Origin of the sequence: Carboxydothermus hydrogenoformans Z-2901 (assembly GCF_000012865.1) — a bacterium.
In the GTDB taxonomy this organism is placed as follows: domain Bacteria; phylum Bacillota; class Z-2901; order Carboxydothermales; family Carboxydothermaceae; genus Carboxydothermus; species Carboxydothermus hydrogenoformans.
The window spans coordinates 875720-898332 of record NC_007503.1 but is presented as its reverse complement, the minus strand read 5'-3'; the positions used below and the strand labels follow the sequence as shown (position 1 = coordinate 898332).

29 protein-coding genes are annotated in these 22613 nt (G+C 44.7%); all 29 read right to left on the bottom strand.

What is annotated here, in order from left to right:
• Nucleotides 1–12 precede the first annotated feature (12 nt).
• The 29 genes from CHY_RS04690 to flgB all read right to left on the bottom strand — a co-directional run bounded on the left by CHY_RS04690 (nt 13) and on the right by flgB (nt 22517).
• Nucleotides 13–378, bottom strand: coding sequence for a response regulator (locus CHY_RS04690; protein ID WP_011343941.1), 366 nt, complete (start codon nt 376–378; stop codon nt 13–15).
• A 30-nt stretch (nt 379–408) separates the two neighbouring features.
• Nucleotides 409–1014, bottom strand: a complete 606-nt coding sequence (locus CHY_RS04685; protein ID WP_011343940.1) for a chemotaxis protein CheC — start codon at nt 1012–1014, stop codon at nt 409–411.
• A gap of 19 nt (nt 1015–1033) precedes the next feature.
• Nucleotides 1034–1801 carry a CheR family methyltransferase gene (locus CHY_RS04680; RefSeq protein WP_041537658.1) on the bottom strand — a complete coding sequence of 256 codons (768 nt, stop codon included), beginning with the start codon at nt 1799–1801 and terminating at the stop codon, nt 1034–1036.
• A complete protein-coding gene (locus CHY_RS04675; RefSeq protein WP_011343938.1) occupies nt 1798–2277 on the bottom strand; it encodes a chemotaxis protein CheD in 480 nt (159 codons plus the stop codon). Before CHY_RS04675 ends, CHY_RS04680 begins: the two co-directional genes overlap by 4 nt.
• A gap of 14 nt (nt 2278–2291) precedes the next feature.
• Entirely contained in the window at nt 2292–3026 is a 735-nt protein-coding gene (locus CHY_RS04670; protein WP_011343937.1) for a flagellar hook-basal body protein, read from the bottom strand.
• The gene (locus CHY_RS04665) at nt 3026–3790 is read right to left on the bottom strand and encodes a sigma-70 family RNA polymerase sigma factor (protein WP_011343936.1); all 765 of its coding nucleotides are present in this window, start codon (nt 3788–3790) and stop codon (nt 3026–3028) included. Before CHY_RS04665 ends, CHY_RS04670 begins: the two co-directional genes overlap by 1 nt.
• Nucleotides 3780–4427, bottom strand: coding sequence for a flagellar brake protein (locus tag CHY_RS04660; RefSeq protein ID WP_011343935.1), 648 nt, complete (start codon nt 4425–4427; stop codon nt 3780–3782). Before CHY_RS04660 ends, CHY_RS04665 begins: the two co-directional genes overlap by 11 nt.
• 7 nt (nt 4428–4434) lie before the next feature.
• Entirely contained in the window at nt 4435–5310 is an 876-nt protein-coding gene (locus tag CHY_RS04655) for a MinD/ParA family protein (protein WP_011343934.1), read from the bottom strand.
• 3 nt (nt 5311–5313) lie between these two features.
• Nucleotides 5314–6366, bottom strand: coding sequence for a flagellar biosynthesis protein FlhF (locus tag CHY_RS04650; RefSeq protein ID WP_011343933.1), 1053 nt, complete (start codon nt 6364–6366; stop codon nt 5314–5316).
• 2 nt (nt 6367–6368) lie between these two features.
• The gene (flhA, locus tag CHY_RS04645) at nt 6369–8420 is read right to left on the bottom strand and encodes a flagellar biosynthesis protein FlhA (protein WP_011343932.1); all 2052 of its coding nucleotides are present in this window, start codon (nt 8418–8420) and stop codon (nt 6369–6371) included.
• Nucleotides 8421–8432: 12 nt separating this feature from the next.
• On the bottom strand, nt 8433–9494 hold the full coding sequence (gene flhB, locus CHY_RS04640; RefSeq protein ID WP_011343931.1) for a flagellar biosynthesis protein FlhB: 1062 nt from the start codon (nt 9492–9494) through the stop codon (nt 8433–8435).
• The gene (locus CHY_RS04635; RefSeq protein ID WP_011343930.1) at nt 9484–10251 is read right to left on the bottom strand and encodes a flagellar biosynthetic protein FliR; all 768 of its coding nucleotides are present in this window, start codon (nt 10249–10251) and stop codon (nt 9484–9486) included. The genes flhB and CHY_RS04635 overlap by 11 nt, the downstream gene beginning before the upstream one ends.
• 14 nt (nt 10252–10265) lie before the next feature.
• The gene (gene fliQ, locus CHY_RS04630; RefSeq protein ID WP_011343929.1) at nt 10266–10535 is read right to left on the bottom strand and encodes a flagellar biosynthesis protein FliQ; all 270 of its coding nucleotides are present in this window, start codon (nt 10533–10535) and stop codon (nt 10266–10268) included.
• Between the two features lie 20 nt (nt 10536–10555).
• Nucleotides 10556–11320, bottom strand: coding sequence for a flagellar type III secretion system pore protein FliP (fliP, locus tag CHY_RS04625; protein WP_011343928.1), 765 nt, complete (start codon nt 11318–11320; stop codon nt 10556–10558).
• Entirely contained in the window at nt 11304–11651 is a 348-nt protein-coding gene (fliO, locus tag CHY_RS04620) for a flagellar biosynthetic protein FliO (RefSeq protein ID WP_041537657.1), read from the bottom strand. Before fliO ends, fliP begins: the two co-directional genes overlap by 17 nt.
• On the bottom strand, nt 11644–12018 hold the full coding sequence (locus tag CHY_RS12705) for a FliM/FliN family flagellar motor switch protein (RefSeq protein WP_011343926.1): 375 nt from the start codon (nt 12016–12018) through the stop codon (nt 11644–11646). The genes fliO and CHY_RS12705 overlap by 8 nt, the downstream gene beginning before the upstream one ends.
• Before the next feature lie 16 nt (nt 12019–12034).
• Nucleotides 12035–12505 (bottom strand): flagellar basal body-associated FliL family protein, encoded by a 471-nt coding sequence (locus CHY_RS12700; protein WP_011343925.1) that lies wholly within the window; start codon nt 12503–12505, stop codon nt 12035–12037.
• A 20-nt stretch (nt 12506–12525) separates the two neighbouring features.
• Nucleotides 12526–13311: a flagellar basal-body rod protein FlgF gene (flgF, locus tag CHY_RS04605; protein WP_011343924.1), complete on the bottom strand. Its 786-nt coding sequence runs from the start codon at nt 13309–13311 to the stop codon at nt 12526–12528.
• An 80-nt stretch (nt 13312–13391) separates the two neighbouring features.
• Nucleotides 13392–13766 carry a TIGR02530 family flagellar biosynthesis protein gene (locus CHY_RS04600; protein ID WP_011343923.1) on the bottom strand — a complete coding sequence of 125 codons (375 nt, stop codon included), beginning with the start codon at nt 13764–13766 and terminating at the stop codon, nt 13392–13394.
• A 1-nt stretch (nt 13767) separates the two neighbouring features.
• The gene (locus CHY_RS04595; protein ID WP_011343922.1) at nt 13768–14175 is read right to left on the bottom strand and encodes a flagellar hook capping FlgD N-terminal domain-containing protein; all 408 of its coding nucleotides are present in this window, start codon (nt 14173–14175) and stop codon (nt 13768–13770) included.
• A 12-nt stretch (nt 14176–14187) separates the two neighbouring features.
• Nucleotides 14188–16296 (bottom strand): flagellar hook-length control protein FliK, encoded by a 2109-nt coding sequence (locus CHY_RS04590; protein ID WP_011343921.1) that lies wholly within the window; start codon nt 16294–16296, stop codon nt 14188–14190.
• 17 nt (nt 16297–16313) lie between these two features.
• Nucleotides 16314–16733, bottom strand: a complete 420-nt coding sequence (locus CHY_RS04585; RefSeq protein ID WP_011343920.1) for a flagellar export protein FliJ — start codon at nt 16731–16733, stop codon at nt 16314–16316.
• A gap of 3 nt (nt 16734–16736) precedes the next feature.
• Nucleotides 16737–18041: a flagellar protein export ATPase FliI gene (fliI, locus tag CHY_RS04580; protein WP_011343919.1), complete on the bottom strand. Its 1305-nt coding sequence runs from the start codon at nt 18039–18041 to the stop codon at nt 16737–16739.
• Nucleotides 18034–18750, bottom strand: coding sequence for a flagellar protein (locus CHY_RS04575; RefSeq protein ID WP_011343918.1), 717 nt, complete (start codon nt 18748–18750; stop codon nt 18034–18036). The genes fliI and CHY_RS04575 overlap by 8 nt, the downstream gene beginning before the upstream one ends.
• Complete coding sequence (fliG, locus tag CHY_RS04570) at nt 18734–19750, bottom strand: flagellar motor switch protein FliG (protein WP_011343917.1); 1017 nt, start codon at nt 19748–19750, stop codon at nt 18734–18736. The genes CHY_RS04575 and fliG overlap by 17 nt, the downstream gene beginning before the upstream one ends.
• 21 nt (nt 19751–19771) lie before the next feature.
• Nucleotides 19772–21358 (bottom strand): flagellar basal-body MS-ring/collar protein FliF, encoded by a 1587-nt coding sequence (gene fliF / locus CHY_RS04565; protein WP_011343916.1) that lies wholly within the window; start codon nt 21356–21358, stop codon nt 19772–19774.
• Between the two features lie 26 nt (nt 21359–21384).
• Nucleotides 21385–21639 (bottom strand): flagellar hook-basal body complex protein FliE, encoded by a 255-nt coding sequence (gene fliE / locus CHY_RS04560; protein ID WP_420827299.1) that lies wholly within the window; start codon nt 21637–21639, stop codon nt 21385–21387.
• A 44-nt stretch (nt 21640–21683) separates the two neighbouring features.
• Nucleotides 21684–22100 carry a flagellar basal body rod protein FlgC gene (flgC, locus tag CHY_RS04555; RefSeq protein ID WP_011343914.1) on the bottom strand — a complete coding sequence of 139 codons (417 nt, stop codon included), beginning with the start codon at nt 22098–22100 and terminating at the stop codon, nt 21684–21686.
• Between the two features lie 6 nt (nt 22101–22106).
• A complete protein-coding gene (gene flgB, locus CHY_RS04550; protein WP_011343913.1) occupies nt 22107–22517 on the bottom strand; it encodes a flagellar basal body rod protein FlgB in 411 nt (136 codons plus the stop codon).
• Between the last annotated feature and the right edge of the window lie 96 nt (nt 22518–22613).

Here is a 22613-nt window from a genome sequence, read left to right as displayed (position 1 = left end):
CGCCTTTCACCATTACCTCTTCAAAGTTTTCTCAAAGGCTTGTAAAATCCTGTCCTGCTGGAAAGGCTTTACAATAAAGTCGATAGCCCCCGCTTGAATCGCTTCCATTACCAGCGCTTGCTGCCCCATGGCACTGCACATTATAATTTTAGCATTGGGGTCAATTTTTTTAATTTCGCGCACCGCTTGAATACCATCCATCTCCGGCATGGTAATATCCATCGTTACGACATCCGGTTTGAGCTCTTTATACATTTCCACCGCCTGGGCACCGTTTTCCGCTTCGCCCACAACTTCATAACCGTTTTTTACTAAAATATTTTTAATCATCATCCGCATAAAAGCTGCATCATCCACAATTAATACACGTGCTGACATTCATTTCCCTCCTGTATGAATTTAGAATATTTAGCTAAGGCCTAAGGCCGCAAAAATCTTTTGAAGCGAACCGGGCTTAGGAACAAAGAAAAAGTGTCCTTTAATCTTCTCTCCCTGTTCGATCAAATTGGTATCAATTACCAGAACCTGATCGTCAAAAGCCCCCGAAGCAATAAGCCCGGTCGAAAGGGTAGCCGCTAACATGTCATAGCTAAAAAGCGGCACTTCCGACAGCAGGGTTAACCCCGTTAAACTGCTAATAGCCTGGGCAAAAGAGCCGGCCAGGATGTTGCAGATTTCTTTTAAAGCCGATGCGGAAAATTCATCCATTTCGTAACCGGTGGTCTCGGTACCGATTACCAGCTTCAACAACTTATTGGTACTTTCCTGATTAAAAATAAAAAGAATAGTACCAGGGGCATCCCCCTTTATCCCCAAAAAAACGCAGGCCACCAGTTCTTCGGGGCTCCCGATGCGCTGTAGGATTTCATCAAAACCTATCACCACTGCCTCGGGCACATCCATATCGATTCTTCGCGCCAGAAATTGGGCCAAAGCAGTAGCGGCGTTAGCTATACCGATATTTCCTATTTCTTTTAAAGCGTCCATTTTTAAGGAATCGTTCACCTCGGCCACTTCCTACCCCCCTTTTTTCTCACCCCAGGCGCCGGTAGAAACAGGGCTCCAAACGGATTAATCGATATTTTTCGGGATTGAAGATTACTTCGCTCCCTCCAATAAATAAAATGCCCTGAGGTGCAAGGCTTTCGGAAAACTTGCGGTACAGGCCATCCTGGGCTTCTTTGGTAAAATAAATAATGACATTGCGGCACAAAATTAAATGGTAGCCTTTATCAAAACTATCTTTTAAAAGATTTTGTCTTTTAAAGTTAACTTTTTGCCTCAAAGCCGCTTTTACCTGGTAAACCTCCCCTTCTCGGTCAAAATATTTGGTTATCCATTCCCGGGGAACATTTTTCAGTGCCTCCGGCCCAAATTTGCCCTCCCGGGCAGCTTTTAAAATATTTTCGTCTAAATCCGATGCATCCAAGCGATAATTTTTAAATCCCAGTTCTTCCAGGAAAATGGCCACCGAGTACGGTTCAGCTCCCGTCGAGCAACCGGCGCTCCAAATCTTTAAGTTCCCTTTTCCTTTGAATTCGGGCAGGTATTTTTCGTACAGCTTGAAGAAAATCTTGGGATCGCGAAAAAATTCGGTAACGTTAATGGTCAGCGTATCGATAAATTTTTCAAACATTTTGGAATCTTTATCCATTGCTAAAAGAAGGTTACCGAAATCCTTCAATCCCGATTTTTCCAAAAAGAGATTGAGCCGCCTTTGTACCTGATTTTCCTTGTACTGGTTTAAGTCAATTCCGTATCTTTTATAAACTTCTGCTTTAAATTCGGCAAAGTTCATCATATCACCTTTACTATGTTGCCAATTATTTTTACCGTAACGTTGCCGGTAGCGGTATCTAAGATCATCGTCCTACCCTTATTCCCACCAACATCCTCCGCAACTAACTTTAGACCCATCCGTGCTATTACCTTCCGGCACATTTCAATGTTTCTCTCGCCAATATTCATGACCGTCTGAGCCCCGGGACCCGAAAACATCTGGGCTCCGCCCACCATTTTAACCTCCAGTGAACTTTTTCTCGCCCCCTGCTTTTCTAACTCCCTGACCACCAGAGGGATGCCGGTATCGGCAAATTTTTCCGGTTTAAGTTTCCCGCTAAACTGGGTACTATCGGGAAGCATGATATGTAACAGGGCACCCAACTTTAACCGCGGTTCGTAAAAACTTACCCCAACACAGGACCCCAAACCGTAAGTAACAATTTTGACAGGACTGCTGCCAAGCTTGTAATCGGCAATTCCCACCTGAAGTTCCATTTTTTTCTCTTAACCTACCGTACTTTTCCTAAATCATTTACCGCCTTGCTTAGCAGCTCATCCTGTACTTTGAGCCCCCGGGCATTGCTTTGAAGATACCTTAAACTTTCTAACAACGCTGGATATTCGCGATTGGGGTCAACATTGCTTTGCTCTAAATAGCCCTGCAAAACCAAAGCATTACCCGGACGCACGTTGTTGGCCGCAGTTACAAAAAAATTCCCTCCGACTTTTTCCAAAGCCACAGGATCCACCGGCTCAACAACCCGCAACCGGTCAATATACCGCGAGCGTTCTTTATTGTAAATCCGCCCGTCTTTTTCCACGTAAAGTTCTTCATTATCGATTTTAATCGGTCCCTTTTCGCCCAAAACTCTGCTGCCGTTGGGCAAGCACAGATAACCGTCCCTATTTACCTGAAAATCGCCGGCCCGGGTATATCTCAAGCCTGCAGGTGTTTCAACCACAAAAAAACCGTTTCCCACCAGGGCAAAATCTAAATTCCGCCCGGTAGGGACATACTTCCCGGAAGACAGGTCCAAATAATTTATATCGGGATTAACCCCGTACTCTAACTTCCCCACCTCTTTACCCGCATAATTAAGTATCTTTTCCTCAAAACCGGAATTGACCGTTATATCGGCCCGGTACCCAACGGTATTGATGTTGGCTATGTTGTTGGCAACGGTATCTAACTGTTTAAGTCCTGCTTTCAGGCCAGTAGCAGAAATATAAATGCCCCTTAGCATTAAACTCCAACCCCTTCATTTAACAATTTCCGTAATTTCCCTAAAGCCTTTGAAGCTATCTGGGAAACCCGGGATGTGGAGATGTCCAGCACTGCGGCAATTTCCTTAAGCGATAGCTCTTCTACATAAAATAACTGTAAAATTAACCGCTCCCGGTCACTAAGCCTCTTTAGCGCTTCTCGCAATTCTTCTATCTCAACCCTTTTTAAAAATTTGTTTTCCGGCGAATACTTTTCATCATCCGCCAGCCCTGCAAAACGGTCAACCGAACCTTCGGGGTCGATAATCTCATCTAAGGAAAGGTGATTTTTTAAAGCAATTAAGGTTTTTATCTTTAAAACATCGCTGACGCTTACTCCCAGCTGCTCCGCTACCTTCTCTACCGGCACCTCTTCCCCCAGGGCGTTTAACAGCATTTCTTCGCTGGTGGTTACTTTTTTTATCTTATCCCACACCGAACGGGGTAGGAAGTTTTGCTTCCGCAGCTCGTCAATGATTGCCGCCCGAATCTTAAGAGAGGCGTACGATTCAAACTTCACCCCGCGGTTCTGATCATACGTTTCCACCGCTTCAATCAACCCGATAATGCCGTAGCCCTCGATATCCTCCCGGGAAAGGTGGGTGGGAAGTTTTAAACTCATGGCCGCGGAAACCTTGCGGACCAAAGGCAGGTAATATTCCAGCAACTCATTTCTCAGTTGCAATGATTTATTTCGCCGATATTCCCTCCACAAACCGGCCACATCCAAGCTCTCACTTCCCATCGGCCAACATCCTTCGCGACTTCTGCATTTCCTGGAACAAATACGCAAAAAGTGTATCCTGCTCCTGTCGGCTGATGTTTACAAATTCAATTCCGTAATGATACACATGGTTTTCTTTTTTTTCTTCCCGTTTGACCAAACCATCCAGTACAAATTCCACAACATTACCTTTCAATTCTATGTAAAATCGAAGCTTTACACAGGCATCCACGGACAAAGGCTCGTTAGTTGCCAGCTTAATTCCGCCAATACTTATGTCTACCGATTTCCCCTTTTTCCAGTTTAATTCCTCATCCTTCTTAACCAGAGCATAAAAAACATCCAAAACCTTTTTCACCCGAACATAACGGCGTAACTGAATCCTTTGTATCTCATCGGGAGCCGGAAGCAGTAACTCGTAACCGAAAAAAGGCTTTTGCAACCGGCGTACTACCCGGGTAGAAAATTGATAACGGCACTCTTCGGCAACGTATTCAATTAAAACTTCCTGGGCAGGATACAGGAAAAGCAAAGTACCCCGGTCAAAAGGTCCAAGAATTAGAAAGGTTTTTTCTTTAACCTCCTGAACCTGCGCCGGAAAGCTTTTTTTTACCGCCGGGTTGGGATAAAGCTCAAGTTTTAAAAACTCCTGCAACATAAATCACCTATCCAAAAATTCTTAAAAGCTTGGTGAAAAATCCGGCAAAACCGTCGGTTTTTTGTTCGATTAATTTATCTGAAGTAAGCTTTAGGGCAATTTTTTTCAAGTTTCTGGTGACCAAACTATTGGGAAATTGCAAATAAAACGGTTTCATCTGCCTTACCGCTTCGGAAAGGGAGCGGTCTTCCAATAGGTACCCCAATTTTTCAATATTGAGGTTTAGAAATTTATTGGCGGCAAGTGTAATGCGTTCGGCAATTTTTTCGCCCTCTTTTTCATCCCGAACGCGGTTCACCACCAGGTAGATTTTTTGCTTAAGCTGGTACCGAGCTAACATTTTCAGCATCGTATAAGCATCGGTTATTGATGTAGGTTCGGGAGTAATAATTAACACTACTTCCCGGGCTGCCGCAACAAAGCTCATTACTTCCTTATGGATCCCGGCACCGGTATCAATTAAGATTATATCATAATTTTGGGGAAGATTTTCAATTAACTGGATAATTTTTTTCCTTTGTTTTACATTTAACGAAGCCAGTTCTAAAAGTCCGGCACCGCCGGAAATTAAATCGACATTATTTTGTAATGGCGTGATTAAATCCTCAATATTTTTTTCGCTGTTTAAATAATCCAAAAGCGTACAGCGGGGAATAACACCAAAAAGGAGCTCCACATTGGCCAGGCCTAAATCCGCATCCAAAATTAAAATTTTTTTCTGTAAATCGGCCAGCGCGAGTGCTAAATTGGCCGTGAAATTCGATTTGCCCACTCCGCCTTTACCGCTGGTTACCGCAATTATCCGCTGCAGAGTAGCATTTTCTTTTGCTTCCCCTTTATTACCTTTATTACCTTTAATTAATCCCACCGCCTGCCGGTACATCTCCTACCACCCCTTCCACACCTGCTCGACGATAAGCTCCGGGGTAGCAGATATTAAGTCATCGGGAACATTTTGCCCAACGCCCAAGTAAACGATTGGCTTTTTAAATTTAACGATTAAATTAATCAATACTCCAAATTTATCGGTTTCATCTATTTTGGTTACGATAAATTTATTAAAACCGCAAGGGGAAAAGTCTTTAGCGATTTTTTCCGCATCTTCGGGTTTGACGGTAGCGCTTATCACCAGATAAATGTCTTTTTCCTTTTTAACCGCTTCCAAAAAACCGGCCAGTTCCTGAATTTGGTTTTGCTTTTTGGATGGCCGGCCAGCGGTGTCAATAAAAATAGTTTCTCCCTCATTTTGCTTTTGCACCGCCCGCCAAAGCTCCATCGGTGAGCCGGCAACTTTAACCGTTGTACCGAGGTACTTGCCGTAAATCTTGAGCTGCTCGACTGCCCCCACGCGAAAGGTATCCAGGGTAATGAACCGTATTGGTTTTTCTTCATGAATTGCCAAACGTCCGGCAATCTTGGCCAGGGTTGTTGTTTTTCCCACACCGGTCGGACCAATTAATGCTTTTAAGGGAAAGTCCTGGATGTTTTCATAATAGGGTTTAATTAAATTTATTAAATACTCTTTTACCCGCTCCACTCCGGAAGTTTCCTCCGGCGCCACTTCTTCCAAAAAATCCTGCAGTTCCAGCAAAATCTGCTCCACAATATCCGGTGCCAGTTCAAGTTTTAAAAGGCGTTCCTGCCAGCGGGCAAAATTACCCGTTTCGGTCCCGGTTACCCGCGCTAAATCCTTAACCATTAATTTTAATTCGGCCAAATCCTTTTTAACTTCAAAAGTTTCTTTAGCCACGTCTTTTCTGGGTTTTGCCGCTTCATCAACCGCTGCCAACACCTCCAAAACGGGCGGTTTAAAAAACCCGAGAATACCGGGCTGTCGAACTTTTCGGCTCTCCAAAATCATTGCTTCCGGTCCTAAATCAAATTTGATCATCTGGAGGGCTTCCGCCATATCTCTGGCCGTATACTTTTTGATCTTCACCGCTAATTCACCGTCCCTAAAATTTCTACCTCAACATCCGGTGGAATTTCATTAATGCCCAGCAAAATCGCCTGCGGATAAAAACGGTCAAGTAGCCGTCGCAGGGGTAAGCGCACCCGGCTGGAAGTAATGATTATCGGGTACAGTCCCCTCCGGGTAACTTCCGTCAGAGTTTGCTTTACCTTTTCTATAAACTGCTCGGTTCTTGCAGTATCCAGCAAAGGATAAATTCCCAGGCTTGTTGGTTGCAAACTTTCGGCAATTTGCTGTTCCCACTGCGGGGTCAAAGTAACGGCATAAAGCTTACCTTCGTGCAAATACTGGCGTACGATTTGCCGGCGAATTTTTTGCCGCACCTGTTCGATTAAAAAGTCGGGATCCCGGTTCTGGCGTACGGCATCGGCCAAAGCTTCTAAAATGCTGGTTAAATCCCGAATGGAAACATTTTCTTTTAAAAGGCTTTGCAGCACCTTTTGAATTTCTCCGAGGGTTAAAAGTTCCGGATATACCTCCTCAACCACCGCCGGCTGGTTTTGCTTGAGGGTTTCTAAAAGTTCTTTTACTTCCTGGCGTCCCAAAATTTCCGCAGCATTCTTTTTAATAAACTCTGTAAGATGGGTAACCAAAACCGCCGATGGTTCGATTACGGTAAATCCTTCCATCTCCAAATTTGCTTTTTGGCTTTCCCGTACCCACCAGGCCTCCAAACCAAAGGCCGGCTCTTTGGTGGGAATGCCCTGTTCCGGAGTTTTTTCCCCGGTCGGGTCCAAAACCAGGACGTATCCCGGCAGCAATTCACCCTTTTCCGCTTCCGCCCCGCGCAGTTTAAAGACGTACTGATTGGGCGGCAACTGCAGATTATCCCGGATGCGTATGGGCCGAACGTACAGGCCAAGTTCTAAAGCCAACTGACGCCTTACCGCGGCCAGCCTTCCTAATAAATCTCCTCCCTGGGTTTCATCGGTCAGGGTTATTAAATTGTAACCAATTTCAATTTCCAGGGGATCAATATTAAAATAGTTTAACACATTTTCCGGCTCCCGCTTTTTGGGTACTTCTATTACCGGCTGGGCTTTATCTTTTACCTGACCGGTGTAGCGAACCGCCAAATACCCGCCGTATCCTAATAGACCCGCCAGGGAAATAAACAACAGGTTGGGCATGGCCGGAATCAATCCCAGCAGAAAGATGATGATCGCCGCCATAATTAAAACCTTTGGAAAAGCACCCACCTGTTTGGTAAACTCCCGGCCAAAATTTTCATCGGCTGACGCCCTGGTTACCAGAATTCCGGTAGCGGTTGAAATTAAAAGTGCCGGTATCTGGCTAACCAGTCCATCACCGATGGTCAGCACGGTATAAGTTTGCAACGCCTGCAATACAGGCATTTTCATCTGGATAACCCCAATGATCAAACCGCCCAGGATGTTTATCAGAAGGATAACAATCCCGGCAATGGCATCCCCGCGCACAAACTTGCTGGCACCGTCCATCGCTCCAAAAAAGTCCGCTTCCCGCTGCAGTTTGCGGCGTTTTTGTCGGGCCTCCTGTTCGGTAATTAGACCGGCATTAAATTCGGCATCAATGGCCATTTGTTTTCCGGGCATCGCATCCAGGGTAAACCGGGCTGCCACCTCCGCCACCCGGCCAGCCCCGTTGGTAATAACGACAAACTGAATTACCGTGATGATTAAAAACACCACAAATCCCACTACATAACTGCCACCCACCACAAAGCTACCGAAGGCCTGAATTACCTGTCCGGCCGAAGCCTGACTTAAAATAAGCCTGGTGGACGAAATGTTTAAGGCCAAACGATATAAAGTCATTACCAGCAGAAGAGTGGGAAATATCGAAAATTGCAGCGGTTCGGTGGTAAACAAGGTAATGAGTAAAATAACCAAGGAAAAGGTTATGCTAAATACCAGTAAAATATCCAGCATAAAGGGGGGCAACGGAATAATGATTAAAACCAAAGTTAAAATTACAAACCCCGCTACGATTAAATCGTAATTATTTTTTAAGAAGGCGTTACCTTTAGAAACGGTAGCCACAGTCTCACCAACTTATCTTTTTCTTTTTTTGCGGTAAACCCAGGCGATAATCTCCGCCACAGCATTGTAAAGCTCTTCGGGAATTTCTTCGCCCACTTCACAATTTTTATATAAAAACCGGGCAACCTCAACATTTTCAACAATCTCCACGTTATGGGCCCGGGCTATTTCCTTAATCTTTTCTGCTAAAAATCCGGCTCCTTTCGCCACCACCTTCGGAGCCGCCATTTTGCCCCGTTCGTATTTTAACGCCACAGCAATGTGCACCGGGTTAGTAACCACAACGGTAGCCTGCGGCACCTCCCGGGCAATTTGGTTTAAAGCAATCTGCCGCTGCCGTTCCCGCAACCGGGCTTTAATTAAGGGATCTCCCTCCGTTTGGCGGTATTCTTCTTTCAACTCCTGTTTGGTCATTTTCAGGGATTGATAATATTCCCGCCGCTGATACCAGTAATCAACAGCTCCAAAGAGAAAGAGCACCAGAAGCGTATCCAGCGCAATTTTTTTAATTAAGCTAAAATAACCGTTAAAGTATTCAGCTGGTGCCTGACCGATTTTCTGAAAAATAAGCGGTAAATTACTTTTAATCCGAAGATAAATTACCAACGCTAAAAAGCCAAATTTCAAAAAGTTCTTAAGAAGCTCCACCCAGTTTCTCCGGCTAAAAATTCTGCTAAAGCCTGAGAGGGGATTTATTCTTTCCCAGCTTGGCTTTAACGGCTCCGTTGTAAAGATAAATCCTACCTGCACTAAATTTAATGCTATTCCGGCAAGCATACCCAGGAGCAAAAACGGCAAAACAATTTTAAAACTCCAGCCAAAATAATAAAGTAACAGTCCCCGGACAGCAGAAGGGGTAAGTTCAATAAACATATTTCGAAAAACATTTCGACTTAAAAGATAAAATTGCTGATAAAAGTAGCCTCCCAGTACCAGCAAAAGCAAAAAGAATATTAAGAACATTACCGCAAAGTTTAATTCCTGACTCTTAAAAACCTGCCCGCGACGCCGGGCTTCAGCTAACCTTCGGGGAGTGGGGGCCTCGGTACGCTGGTCTCTCTGCTCATCTGCCATAGCCTATTCCCCTTATGATGGCTAAAAGATTTTTTTCCATTAATTCCAGGTAAATTCCGGTAAAATACGCAATCCCGGGAAGTAAAAGCCATAAAGTGAAGATGGCCAGTAAAATCTTTAAACCAAAACTCAGCAGAAACACATTCATTTGCGGGGCAGTTCGCGCTAAAATGCCAAGAGCTAAATCGCTGATAAGCATCACCATGAGAAACGGTATGGCAATTTCAATCGCTACTAACATAACCAACGCGAAAATCTTTATTAGTAATTCGCTTAACCCCGGGTGCAGTAAACCTTTGCCGGGTGGAATTAGCTCAAAACTCACCGTCAAAAAAGTTAAGAGGCGGTGGTGTCCGTTGGCCAAAAAGTAGTTTAAGATGCCGTAGAGATAAATAAAATTGGCCATTAATCCGGCATTGGTCTGGGTCAGGGGATCAAATAGGGTAGCGGCGCTGAGTCCCGAAGTCAGGTCCATATACTGTCCGGCAACGAGATATAAATTGGCAAAGATTAAAGTTACGAACCCCAACAAAAGACCAATTAAACTTTCACCGATTAAGAGGAGAAAAAAATTCCGCTGAACGTCCGTTGCCGTAAAGCTTCCTGCCACCGTCGGCAGTAACAAATAGGCTACAATCAGGGTAAAAAACCCTTTGACCGCCGGCGGTACACCCCGTACCGGAATGATTAAAGGCGAGATGCCAAAAAAGCCGGCCAGCCTTGCCGCAATTATAAGAAAAATAAGCCACTGGGTCATCGTATCTTGAACTCCTAAAAGCGAACTTTAGCCATTTCCTGAAAGATTTGTCCGGTAAAGTCTACCATAATATTTAGCATCCAGCCGCTTAAGAGTAAAAGGGTTAAAAACACGGCAATTAATTTTGGAACAAAGGTTAGCGTTTGCTCTTGAATCTGGGTTGCCGCCTGCAAGATTCCCACTATTAAGCCAACCACCAGCGAAACAATAAGCGGTGGTCCTACCAGCAAGCTCAAAACGGTAAAGCTTTTTTGGGCCAAATGGATGAAATAGAGCGAAGCCATTTTTTCCCTTCTCTCCCGCTTTAAGAAAAACTGCTTACCAAACTCTTGACCACCAGGTACCAACCATCGGCAAGAACAAAAAGTAAAAGTTTAAAGGGTAAAGCTACGAGCATCGGCGGAATCATGAACATGCCCATGGACATTAAAATACTGGCAACAACCATGTCAATAATCAAAAACGGTAGAAACAACATAAATCCCATCTGAAATGCCGTTTTTAGTTCGCTGATGATAAAAGCCGGAACCACTACGGTAAAAGGTACGTCGTCTTTGGTTTGCGGCCGCGGCAATTTGGCCAATTCAATAAAAAGGGCCAGGTCTTTTTCCCGGGTTTGTTTCAGCATGAAATCCTTCAGCGGCGCTTCAGCCGCCCGGATAGCCTGCTCCTGGGTAATTTGATTATTTAAGTAGGGTTGGATGGCATCCTGGTTAATTTTATTAATTACCGGCGACATGATAAAAATGGTTAAAAACAAAGCAAGGCCAATTAAAACCTGATTGGGTGGCGCTTGCTGGGTACCCATGGCATTCCTTAACAGCGATAAAACCACCACAATGCGGGTAAAGGAAGTCATCAAAAGTAAAAAGGCAGGTACCAAAGCTAAAACGGTTAACAGCACCAAAAGCTTGACGGAGTTAACCACTTCCTGGGGCGAACCCTGCCCGTTAATATTAAGCTGGATATTGGGTATGGTAAGCGGTTCCGCAAGCGCTAATGAACTTACCCCCAGAGTTAATATCAATAAAATTCCCGTTATTAAAAGCTTTTTATTTTTTGCCGCCACTTTTAATCTGCCCCACAACTTCAGAAATTTTTTGATTTAGCCTGCTCTCAAAGACATTACCGTATCCCGGTATTTCCGCCGGTGGATTCTCGAAGGTATCCAGTAACGAAACGTTATCTTCACCGTACCCCGCAAAATAATATTTATCATTGACTTTTAAAAGCACTAAGCCCGCTTTGGGGGAAAGGGGTAAACGGTCGATAATCTCGATATACCGGCTTTTGAAACCGATGCGGAAGTTTTTCAGGTACCGGGCAAGGAGGAACAAACCGGCCAGAAGCAAAACAAGTACAAAAAACGACCAAAAAATTTGCACAAAATAACTACCCAATTTTTTTCGCCTCTTTCCCGGTATCTTCATCAGAATAGCCGGTGATCCTCACTCCGTACATTTCATTAATCACCACCACTTCTCCAACAGCAAACCGCCGACCGTCAATAAAAAGGTCGATTAAATCGCCAATACTTTTATCCAGCTCCAGGACATCTCCTTCTTTTAAAGCTAAAAGCTGGCGCACGGTCAGCTCGGTGGTACCCATCCGGGCCACGATCTCCATTTTAATGTTATTTAAAAGGGACATCGGTAACTTCCTTTGCCCGGTCGGTACCGGCTCTAATGGTGAAAATTCCGGTTTCCGGTATGTAGGAACATCGTCAACCATTTTTTTTAAAAATTCATCCACATCGCGAATACCCAAGGAACAACCTCCCTTATTACTGGATAATAAAATCGCTGAAATACACGTTTACGATGACAATTTTTTCGGACTTTTTCTCGACCTTTTTGTTAAGTTCCGCCGCTGTGTCCTGCAAAATTTTCAAGAGCTCTTTTTTTAACTTCTCGCTGGAATTATCACCAACAAGCTCCGTTGATTCCTTGCTTCTAAGAAAGGCAATAACCTTATCCTTAAAAATGACGCTTTTTTCTTCAAATACTTTTGTTGCCCCTTCCCCTTCTCCTTCGATTTCCACATTAATCCCAACCCGCAGATACCTGGAAGTATCTTTATCAGCCAAATTTACCACTATATCCCCTAACTTGGCTATAACAGTTGGAGGAGGGGGCGGCTCTTTAGGAGCCGCCCCGGAATTTTTCCCAAATAAGAAATAAGCCCCCCCTAAACCTGCCAGTACCGCTACTATCGCTACAATGACAATTAGCAATATTGTTTTTCCTTTGGTCACTTTTAACTTCACCTCAAATCTTATCTCTTAATATTCAAGAGCTCCTCCAGCATTTGGTCGGATGTGGTAATCACCCGGGCATTAGCCTGATAGCCCCTCTGGGTAACAATCATCTCGGTAAATTCACTGGCTAAATCCACATTGGACATTTCCAGGTAGCCCGAAACCAGGATTCCCTGACCTTGCTGTCCGGGAGTTACCGGCGAGGAAAAAGAAGTTTGGGTATCAATAGTAGCCGAATAAACGTTTTGCCCTATCCGTTCTAAGGTTTCCGGGTTTTTAAAGCTCATTAAGCCTATGGGACCCGCAAATTCTGTGGTGCCATCGGAACGAACCAGCTTAATTTGTCCATCGTTTTGAATTGTTAAAGTTACTACAGCTTCCGGATTGTTTATTTGTATATCAGCACCGTTTACGTCCTGCACCCGGTAACCATGGCCGTTTATTAAATAACCGTCTTTGTCAAGGTAAAAGACTCCTTCCCGGGAATAATAGGTCCTGGTAGTTACCGGATCTTTTAGCACAAAGAAACCATTGCCCTGAATCGCCACATCTAAAGGACGACCTGTAGATTTAAGTCCGCCCTGGGTAAAAATAGTGTCTACTCCGGACACGTTGACCCCAAGGCCAACATAAGAAGGATAAACTCCCGACTGGTTTGTTTTCTGGTAAATTAAATCTTCAAAATTTACCCGGCTGGATTTGTAACCAATAGTATTAACGTTAGAAATGTTATTGGCAACAACATCCATTTTATACTGATGGCTTTTTAAGCCCGAAATACCCGAATAAAGTGACCGAATCATTTTAACTCCCCCTTTAAATTTTTATTTTTTACCCGCCTCCGTCGTTCAGCGGGTGAGGGCCCCCTTGCGGTCCAGCCCTTTTACTTAAGTAAAATGGCACTGTCAATATTGGTAATTATTTGTTCCGCCAACTGTTCGGTTTTGGAAACGGTAATCACCGTTTTATTTACTACCGAAGCAATTATCGCCAAATCTCCGTATACCACCAAACTGTTTATGGCTCCTTTAGCCCTGGCATTTTCTAACGCCCGGGAAATTTTCAACCACTCCTGCTCCGAAAGCTCAATCCCCCGTTCCTGCAGACGTTTTTCCGCATGGTGGGACACTTTGAGTTTGGCCTCCGTTTCCTGCAACAGCTGTTCAAAACTTAGGCCCGGTGCAGCTTTGGTCAGAGTTTGGGCCGCAGGTTTTTCGTTAACCGTTATTAACCCCTGGATCTTGCCAATATCACTCACCTTACCTCACCTCAATAACTTTGTCCGGGCTATACTCCTGGCCGTTCACCACCAAACTAATCTGGTCCCCGGACCACCGTACGGCACTCACAACCCCCTCCACCAGCGTCTCAGCGGCGGTTGCTATTTTCACCGTTTTGCCGATTAAAGCTGCTGCCTGGGCCTTTTGCTCGAATTGTAAAAGCTTTGTTAAAGCATCGGTTAAGTTCGTAAGCTGCTCCAGCATCCCAAACTGGGCTAGTTCGGCAATAAATTCGGTACCATCCGCCGGGTTAAGGGGATCCTGATATTGCAGTTGCGCTAAGAAAATTTTCAAAAAAGCATCTTTATCCAAGTTCAATTTTGTTTGCGAGGCAGCATTTGCGGAAGTTGACATCTGGGAGCTTACCGCGGTAACATCATTTATCACCCTTTCACCTCCTTATACCAAACAGTTCAACCCGGTAACTTTTTCAGCTAACGGATTTTTTTCCAATACCGGCTCAGCTACCGGACCATTTTGATAATTTCTAACCTTTGAAAGCCTAGCATTGTTTTTTGTGAAAGAAAAGGTATTCTGATTGAAAAAATTGCTACTCTGTTCCAGCCCCACATTAAAGCTACTTAACTCCAGGTGATGCTTTTGTAAAGTTACGGCTAACTCCCTGCCGGCATTCTGTAAATACCAGGCAGCTTCGTTTGAAAAAACTTTTAGCGAAATTTCTACATTTTTTCCTGTTAATTTTACTGTGACCTTTACTTCCCCCAGTTCTTCAGGATAAAGTTTGAACGACGCAGTTAAACTGGTACCCGCCTTTTGCGCTTTTTGCACCAAATTTTCTACTTTGGCCAAAAAAGAGGGAAAGTTAAACTTTAAATTTTCCGCAGGAAGCAAATTATCGAGAGCATTCTTTGCTACCTTTGGAAATAAGTCAAAAGTTGGTATTTCAACCGCTGGCTTTGTCTTTTCATGGCTTGCCGGATTTACTTCGCGAAGAAAGCTATCTTTAGCTGCTTTGGGAAGAGTTTTTGCTGCTTCTTTTTCCTTTATCGCCTGGCTTGGCTCAGTTAGCTGCTCTTTTGAGCTAAGCTTTAGTTCAGCTTTTACTTCACCTTGTTCCGCTTGTGGAATGTTTTTCTTTCCACCGTTTTCAGCAATTACTGATACTTCGTTTACCAGAAGCTCCGCTTTTTCAAAACCCCTGCTCCCGTTCCTTATCCCTTCCGGGCTTATCTCCTGCTGCTTCCCTTTGCTACCCGGCACCACTTTTAACTCCGCCGGTAATTCCTTTTCTATAAAGATTGTCCCATCCACGTCTTGAAGAACGCTTCCTTCCCCTGCATCCGCTAAAGCTACTGCTACTCCTTTACCCGGTACCGCTATACCCTCTTCCGTTACCGTAAAACCTTTTGCCCCTAACTCCCGACTTAAGTCTTTTTCTAACTCTACCACATTAATTGCCCCATCCTTTGCCTGACTTTTCCCCCGGAAAACCTTTACCTTTCCGGCATCTCCAGCATTTCCCGCTACTTCGTTTACCAGAAGCTCCGCTTTTTCAAAAACCCTGCTCCCGTTCCTTATCCCTTCCGTGCTTATCTCCTGCTGCTTCCCTTTGCTACCCGGTACCACTTTTAACTCCGCCGGCAATTCCTTTTCTATAAAGGTTACCCCATCCACGTCTTGAAGAAAACTTCCTTCCCCTGCATCCGCCAGAGCTACGGCTACTCCTTTACCCGGTACCGCTATACCCTCTTCCGTTACCGTAAAACCTTTTGCCCCTAACTCCCGACTTAAGCCTTCTTCTAACCCTACCAGATTAATTGCCTCATCCTTTGCCTGACTTTTCCCCCGGAAAACCCTTACCTTTCCTGCATCTTCAGCATTTCCCGCTACCTTGTTTACCAGAAGCTCCGCTTTTTCAAAAACCCTGCTCCCGTTCCTTATCCCTTCCGGGCTTATCTCCTGCCGCATCCCTTTGCTATCCGGTACCACTTTTAGCTCCGACGGCAATTCCTTTTCTATAAAGTTTACCCCATCCACGTCCTGAAGAAAGCTTCCTTCCCCTGCACCCGCTAAAGCTACTGCTACTCCTTTACCCGGTACCGCTATACCCTCTTCCGTTACCGTAAAACCTTTTGCCCCTAACTCCCGACTTAAGTCTTTTTCTAACCCTACCAGATTAATTGCCTCATCCTTTACCTGACTTTTCCCCTGGAAAACCTTTACCTTTTCCGCATCTTCAGCATTTCCCGCTACTTCGTTTGGGAGGTGCAATCTTTCGAAAAAACCGTCACCATTGCTTATTACGGTTTCTTCCTTAGGCAAGATTTCCTGCGGTAAAGGTAAATTCCAAGGACCGGTAAGTACAGGCACTATGGTTGCTACCCCGGCAGTATCATCCTCGTTCTTCTGTTCCGTTTCGTACTTTTCGCTGCCAAGAACACCTGCTAAAAGAAGCTCAAAGCTGTCGGCTAACCAAGGTCTTCCTACAGTTTGCAGTTGTCCTTCCGGAGCAATTTTGAGCCCCTGCCAGCTCTGTTCTACCTTCAACCCCTTTTCACCTCCTTTCAATTCCTACGGATATAGCCAAAAAGGGAAATTTCATCTAAAAAAGATTGATTTTCCCTTTCAAGCTCCTCACGGTAACTCGCTTTTGCTTTTTCTTTCAATACTTCCATCTTTTTCTGCTCAATTTTTTTGGCAAGATATTCTTCCTTAGCCCTTTCCCGCTCGTTTATAAGCCTTTCCAACTCTTTTTCCAAACGCCACTTTTCTGTAGCCAGGTACTCTATCCTCTCCAATTGATGTTCGCGAAATAAAAGGGAATCAATTTTCAGCTCGGCAGCAATGGATTCCCCAATCCGGTTGATCTTTTCTTCCTGGCGCCGGACCGCTTGAATTTTTTCCTGCACTACACGTTTTTGCTGTTCTACTTCCTGGGTGCGAATCTTTTCCACATTGGCCAGGCGAAAAGAAAATTTTTTCATCGATTATTCCTCCACAAATAGGGTTTTCAACATTTCCTTAGTAGTAGTAAAATCTACTTTTTCATTTTGCTTTTGCTGTAAAAACTGGTTAATTTTTGGTACAAGCTGGATTGCCCGGTCAAGGAGGGGATTGGTTCCCGGCTTATAGGCACCAATTAAAATTAAATCCTCATTTTGCCGGTAAATATCAAGTATTTCCCGCATTTTCAGTGTTAACGCTAAATGCTGCTCATCAACAAGCTCCGGCATTAAACGGCTGTTGCTGGCCAAAAGGTCAATGGCCGGGTAGTGCCCCTTTCCGGCTAATTGCCGGCTTAACACAATATGCCCATCTAAAAGTCCTCTGACCGCATCGGCAATTGGCTCGTTAAAGTCGTCCCCTTCCACCAAAACCGTATAAAAAGCGGTAATCGAACCTTTATCATCGTTGCCGGCTCTTTCCACCAATTTGGGTAATAAAGCAAATACCGAGGGAGTATACCCCCGGGAAGATGGGGGCTCACCGGCAGCAAGGCCAATCTCCCGCTGCGCCATGGCAAACCGCGTCAGGGAATCCATCATTAAGAGCACTTTTTTCCCCTGCTCGCGAAAATACTCAGCAATAGCCGTGGCCACAAAGGCACCTTTGACCCGAAACAATGCTGGTTGCTCCGAAGTCGCCACCACCAAAACCGATTTTTTAATCCCTTCGCCCAAATCATTTTCGATAAAGTCTAAAACCTCCCTGCCCCTTTCCCCGATTAGAGCTATCACGTTAACATCCGCTTCGGCATAACGGGCAATCATTCCAAGAAGAGTACTTTTACCCACCCCGCTTCCGGCAAAAATCCCAAGTCTCTGTCCTTCGCCGCAGGTTAATGGGCCATCGATTGCTTTGATACCGGTGGCAAACGGCTTTTTTATCCGCCGGCGATGCAGCGGCTTGGGAGGTTTACGGTCCAGGGAAAAGTGCCGGCCGTAAATTTTATCGGCATTTAAAGGCCTTCCCAAGCCATCAAGCACTTTCCCAAGTAAGCTTTTACCCACGGTAATTTGCAACTGACGCCGAAGCGGGCGTACCAGGCTTCCCAAGCTTATCCCGTTAATCTCCCCCAAAGGCATTAAAATGGCATTTTCCTCTTTAAAACCGACCACTTCGGCCAAAACCCGAGCATTTCCAGCCAAAATCTCTACCGTCTCACCTACCGAAACCTTTAAGCCGTGCGCTTCAACGGTAAGACCTATGACCTGACGGACCACACCCCAGGGTTTTAAAAACTCATGTTCCTTTATCTGTTCGGTGAGATACCCAAGGTTTACCCTACTCATCGCCGTAAGCTCCAGCTTTAAGCTTTTCTAAAATTTCATCAGCAAAGATTTTTAAAGAAATGACGTAATTTTCCTCACCCTTAACAACAACCGTTCCGGCCGGTAAATCGGTATCGGTGATTACGGGTATTTTTTCTTCCAAACCCTGTTGCTGTAAAATTTCTTCAATTTTCTCCCGGTCAGCAGGACTTACCTGAATTACCGGCACCATCCTTTGCGAAAACTTGGCAAGAGCGTCTACAAGCCATTTCCGGTAAAAAAGCGTTACAGCCTCCGGTAGCTCCCCTAAAAGCTTTTCAAGGGAAGTCTCGATAAAAGCTATAATCTCCTGTTCTACCCCTTTGATGATTTTTTCCCGTTCCCTGTTTATTTCCAAAACTTTTTCGGCAATTTTCTTTTCGTACTCCTCTTTTAAAGTCTCTTGAAGTTTTTCAAATTCTTGCCGGGCTTTAGCCTGACCTTCGGTATAACCCTGTTGGTAACCTTTTGCTTTGGCCTCTTCTCTGATTATCTCGGCCTCTCGCCGGGCAGCGTTAATTATTTCCTGCGCTTTAATTTTTGCTTCGTTTAATAAAGCCGAAGATTCTTCATTGTTTTTTTCCACTTCTTCTGGTAAAATGACAATTTTTTTAATGGGAATTTTCAGCGCTTCCCCGTCGGGCCTTACCGCAACCCCTTCTAAAAGCTTACTTTTAGAAGACCAGGGCATCTTCACCACCCCGGGATATTATAATTTCTCCAGCTTCTTCTAAACGGCGAATAATAGCCACAATTTTCTGCTGCGCCTGCTCCACATCTTTAAGCCGCACCGGTCCCATGTAAGCCAATTCGTCGTTTAACATTTCCGCCGCCCGCTTGGAGAGGTTCTTCATAATTCGCTGCTTGACTTCTTCGGTAGAACCTTTTAAAGCAAAAGCCAAATCCCGGCTTTCCACTTCCCGCAGCACCCGCTGGATCGCCATATCGTCCAAGGTAACAATATCCTCGAAAACAAACATTCGCTTTCTAATTTCTTCGGCTAACTCCTGGTTTTCCTGTTCTAAATCTTCGAGGATATTTTTTTCGGTCGAACGGTCAACCCGGTTTAAAATTTCCACAACCGTTTCTATACCACCGGCTTTTGTATAGTTTTGTTCAAAAACCGATGATACCTTTTTTTCCAATACTTCCTCAATTTCCCGGATAACTTCCGGTGACGTTCTCTCCATAGTGGCAATTCTTTTGATAATATCGCTCTGCATTTCCGCCGGCATTGATGACAGAATCATCGCCGCCTGCTCCGGTAAAAGATAAGATAAAATTAAAGCGATGGTTTGCGGATGCTCATTTTGAATAAAGTTAATAAGCTGCCGGGCATCGGCTTTGCGCAACATCTGAAAAGGCATTTTGGTGGTTAAACTTATTAATTTTTTAATGATTTCGTTTGCTTTTTGCGGTCCCAAAGCTTTTTCCAGCATTTCCTTGGCATAACTCACACCGCCGGTGGAAATATATTCCTGGGCCTGGTAAAGTTCCAAAAATTCTTCTGCCACCTTTTGCCTTTCTTCCGGTGTAATCTGGCCGATAGTAGCTACCGCCATGGAAATTTTTTCAATTTCTTCTTCGGTAAAATGTTTGGCTAAAATTTTGGCCGAATGTTCCGGCCCCAGGGCAATTAGAAGCTTGGCTATTTTATTGATATTTTTCTTGCGTGTTTCTTCCCTGGCCATCTGGCCTCCTCCTTGTCTGTCTTACTCGTCCGTCAGCCAGGCTCGCAGTACCATCGCAACTTCATCCGGATTTTTGTCCACCAGCGATTTTATTTTTTCGATATCCGATTGAACTTTCTGGATTACTATCGGTTCAGCAGTCATTTCTCTTACAATAATCCCAGGACCTCTTTCGGCCGCAGCCGCAGCTTCCAGCTCACTGACTCCAACCGGAGCTCTGGGGGAAATGTCCGCAACTGCCGCAGGTTTTTTCCGAAAACGGCGTATCCCAAAAAATACTATAATGCTAAGAAAAACCAGGGCCCCGGCCCCTATGGCAAGCCATTTATACAATGCTTGTCTTGCCTGCTGTTCCTTCTGAGCTTGCGCCTGCTGTTCTTCCATTTGTTTTGCCAATGTTTTATCAAAGGTAATGGTGTTGATAATTATCTGGTCGCCGCGGTTTTGGTCATAGCCCATGGCCGCCGCTACGATGTCCCGGATTTTATTTACGTCCGCCGCCGGCACCCCCGAATCGATAGCAATAGCGGCGGATAACCGCTTCACCGTCCCCGGTGCCTTGACCAATTTATAGACGGTTTGTCCAACCTGATAATTGCGGGTAAAGTCTTCTTTAACCTGAACTTCGCCGTTCGTACTGCCATTGATGTAGGGATAATTTTGATTGGTGTTTGGTCCCGTCCCAACCGTTCCGGAAGCACCAGGGCTTCCGTAAACCACTTCTTTGCTCCCCTGTTCGCTGACCAGCGGCCCAGGGAGAGCGATCTGGGAGGTAGTTTCTTCCTGGTTAAAATCCAGATCAGCATTGATACTAACTACTGCCTTTCCAGGACCTAAAATAGTGGTGAGCAGGTTATTAATTCGATTTGTTAACTCCGTTTCAAACTGCTTTTTCATTTCTTGCTGACGTCCGGATTGCGCTGATAAACTTGAGCTTAAATCCACCTGGTCAGAGAGCACATTTCCGTATGTATCCACTACCTGAACATTTTCCGGCTTTAAACCTTCTACACTGTTCGCTACCAGGTAAATTATCCCTTTTATCTCTTGCGGCGTTAATTTTTTTAGGGGCTTTAATTTCAGCAAAATGCTGGCGGTTGCCGGTTTTTCCTCGGAGATAAAAACGCTTTTTTCGGGAAGGACTAAATGAACACGGGCATCCTCCACCGCATCCAACTGCACAATTGTCCGCCGTAGCTCCTCCTGCAGCGCTCGCTGGTAGTTAACCTGGTTTTCAAAATCACTGGCACCCAACTTGGTCTGGTCAAATAATTCAAAACCAATACCGCTGTTGGTTTCTAACACCCCGGCACTGGCCAGTTTAATCCGGGCCTCATACACTTGACTTTTGGGAACCAAAATCGTTGTCCCCTCATCGCCAAGCTTGTAATTTATTTTCCATTCCTTCAACTTTTCCGCAATGGCTCCCGCTTCTTTGGCATCTAAACCGGTAGCCAAAGGAGTATAACTGGGACGTCCCAAAAAAATATACCCGAGCAACAACGACAGTACCGCCGTAAGTATTAAAATCCCGTAAGCCCGCTTTTGAAAGCTGCTTAAATTTTGGAAACGTTCCTTTATACTTGCCAGGAGGCTCTGAAAATCCATTTATTTCCCCCTATTCCCGTCCATGATTAAATCTGCATCCGGCTAATTTCCTGATAGGCCTCAACTATTTTGTTGCGAACCTCCACCGCTAATTCCAAACTCAATTTAGCTTCCTGGGCTAAAATTAAAACCTGGTGAATATCATCCACTTTCCCGGCTAAAAAATCCTGGGTCGCTTGCTCGGCTTTCAGCTGTTTTTCGTTAACTTTATCTAAAGCCTCAGCAAGTTTCTTTTCAAAATCTAAAGTTTTTGTTGATTGTGCCGAGTTATTAAGTAGGATAATATTGGGAAAAGAAATGCCGGTAATCTCCACATTAACCCCTCCTAACGGCTGAGCTCGAGAGCCTTCGCATACATGGCTTTAGCCGTATTGAATACCGTAACATTGGCTTCGTACGCCCTCTGAGCGGCCAGTAAATTTACTATCTCATCGTTGATATTAACGTTGGGATATTTTACTAAACCGGTATTGGGATCCGCATCGGGATGGTTAGGATTAAAGACATAGCGGTAGGGAGTTTTGGTATCTTCTACAATCTGACTGACCCTGACCCCGCCGCCTTTAAACCCGGCCTTTGCCTCCAGGATTTCCTCAAAAATCACGTCTTTTCGATTGTAGGTACCACCTGCAGGCGTCCGGGTAGTATTGGCATTGGCAATGTTATCAACTATCGTATCCAGCCATAAACGGTGGGCGGTAAGGGCCGAAGCGGTTATTTGGAAAGAACTAAAAAATGCCATCTACACTTACCTCCTTCCACCGGTAATCACCATTTCTAAAGAAGCAAGGGTGCCTTTTAACCGCTCCACAGCCGTTTCATAATAAAGCTGGTTATATGCCAAATCTACCATTTCCGTTTCGATGTCCACGTTATTCTTGTCAATTCTCATGGCAGTAGAATTTTCTCGCTTAATTTCTGCAAAAGGTAAACTGAACCCTTTGGCCGTTAGATGGCGAGGATGGGTAGTTTTTAAAGAAAAATTACCTTTTTTTTGGTTTAAAAATTCCTGAACCTTTTCCTCAAACACCACTACTTCCTTCCGGTATCCTGGAGTATTGACGTTGGCAATGTTATGGGCAATCGCCTGCTGGCGGATTGTTGCAGCATCAATCCCCAGTTTCAAAAGGTTGTAGGTAACCCCTCCAAAAAGGTCCATGCGCTTCTCCCCTTTTTTCATAACTTTCTATAATATATTTGACAAAATTAGCTAAATTCCTTTACCTTCTCGATTTTATTTTAACTTTTTCCAAAA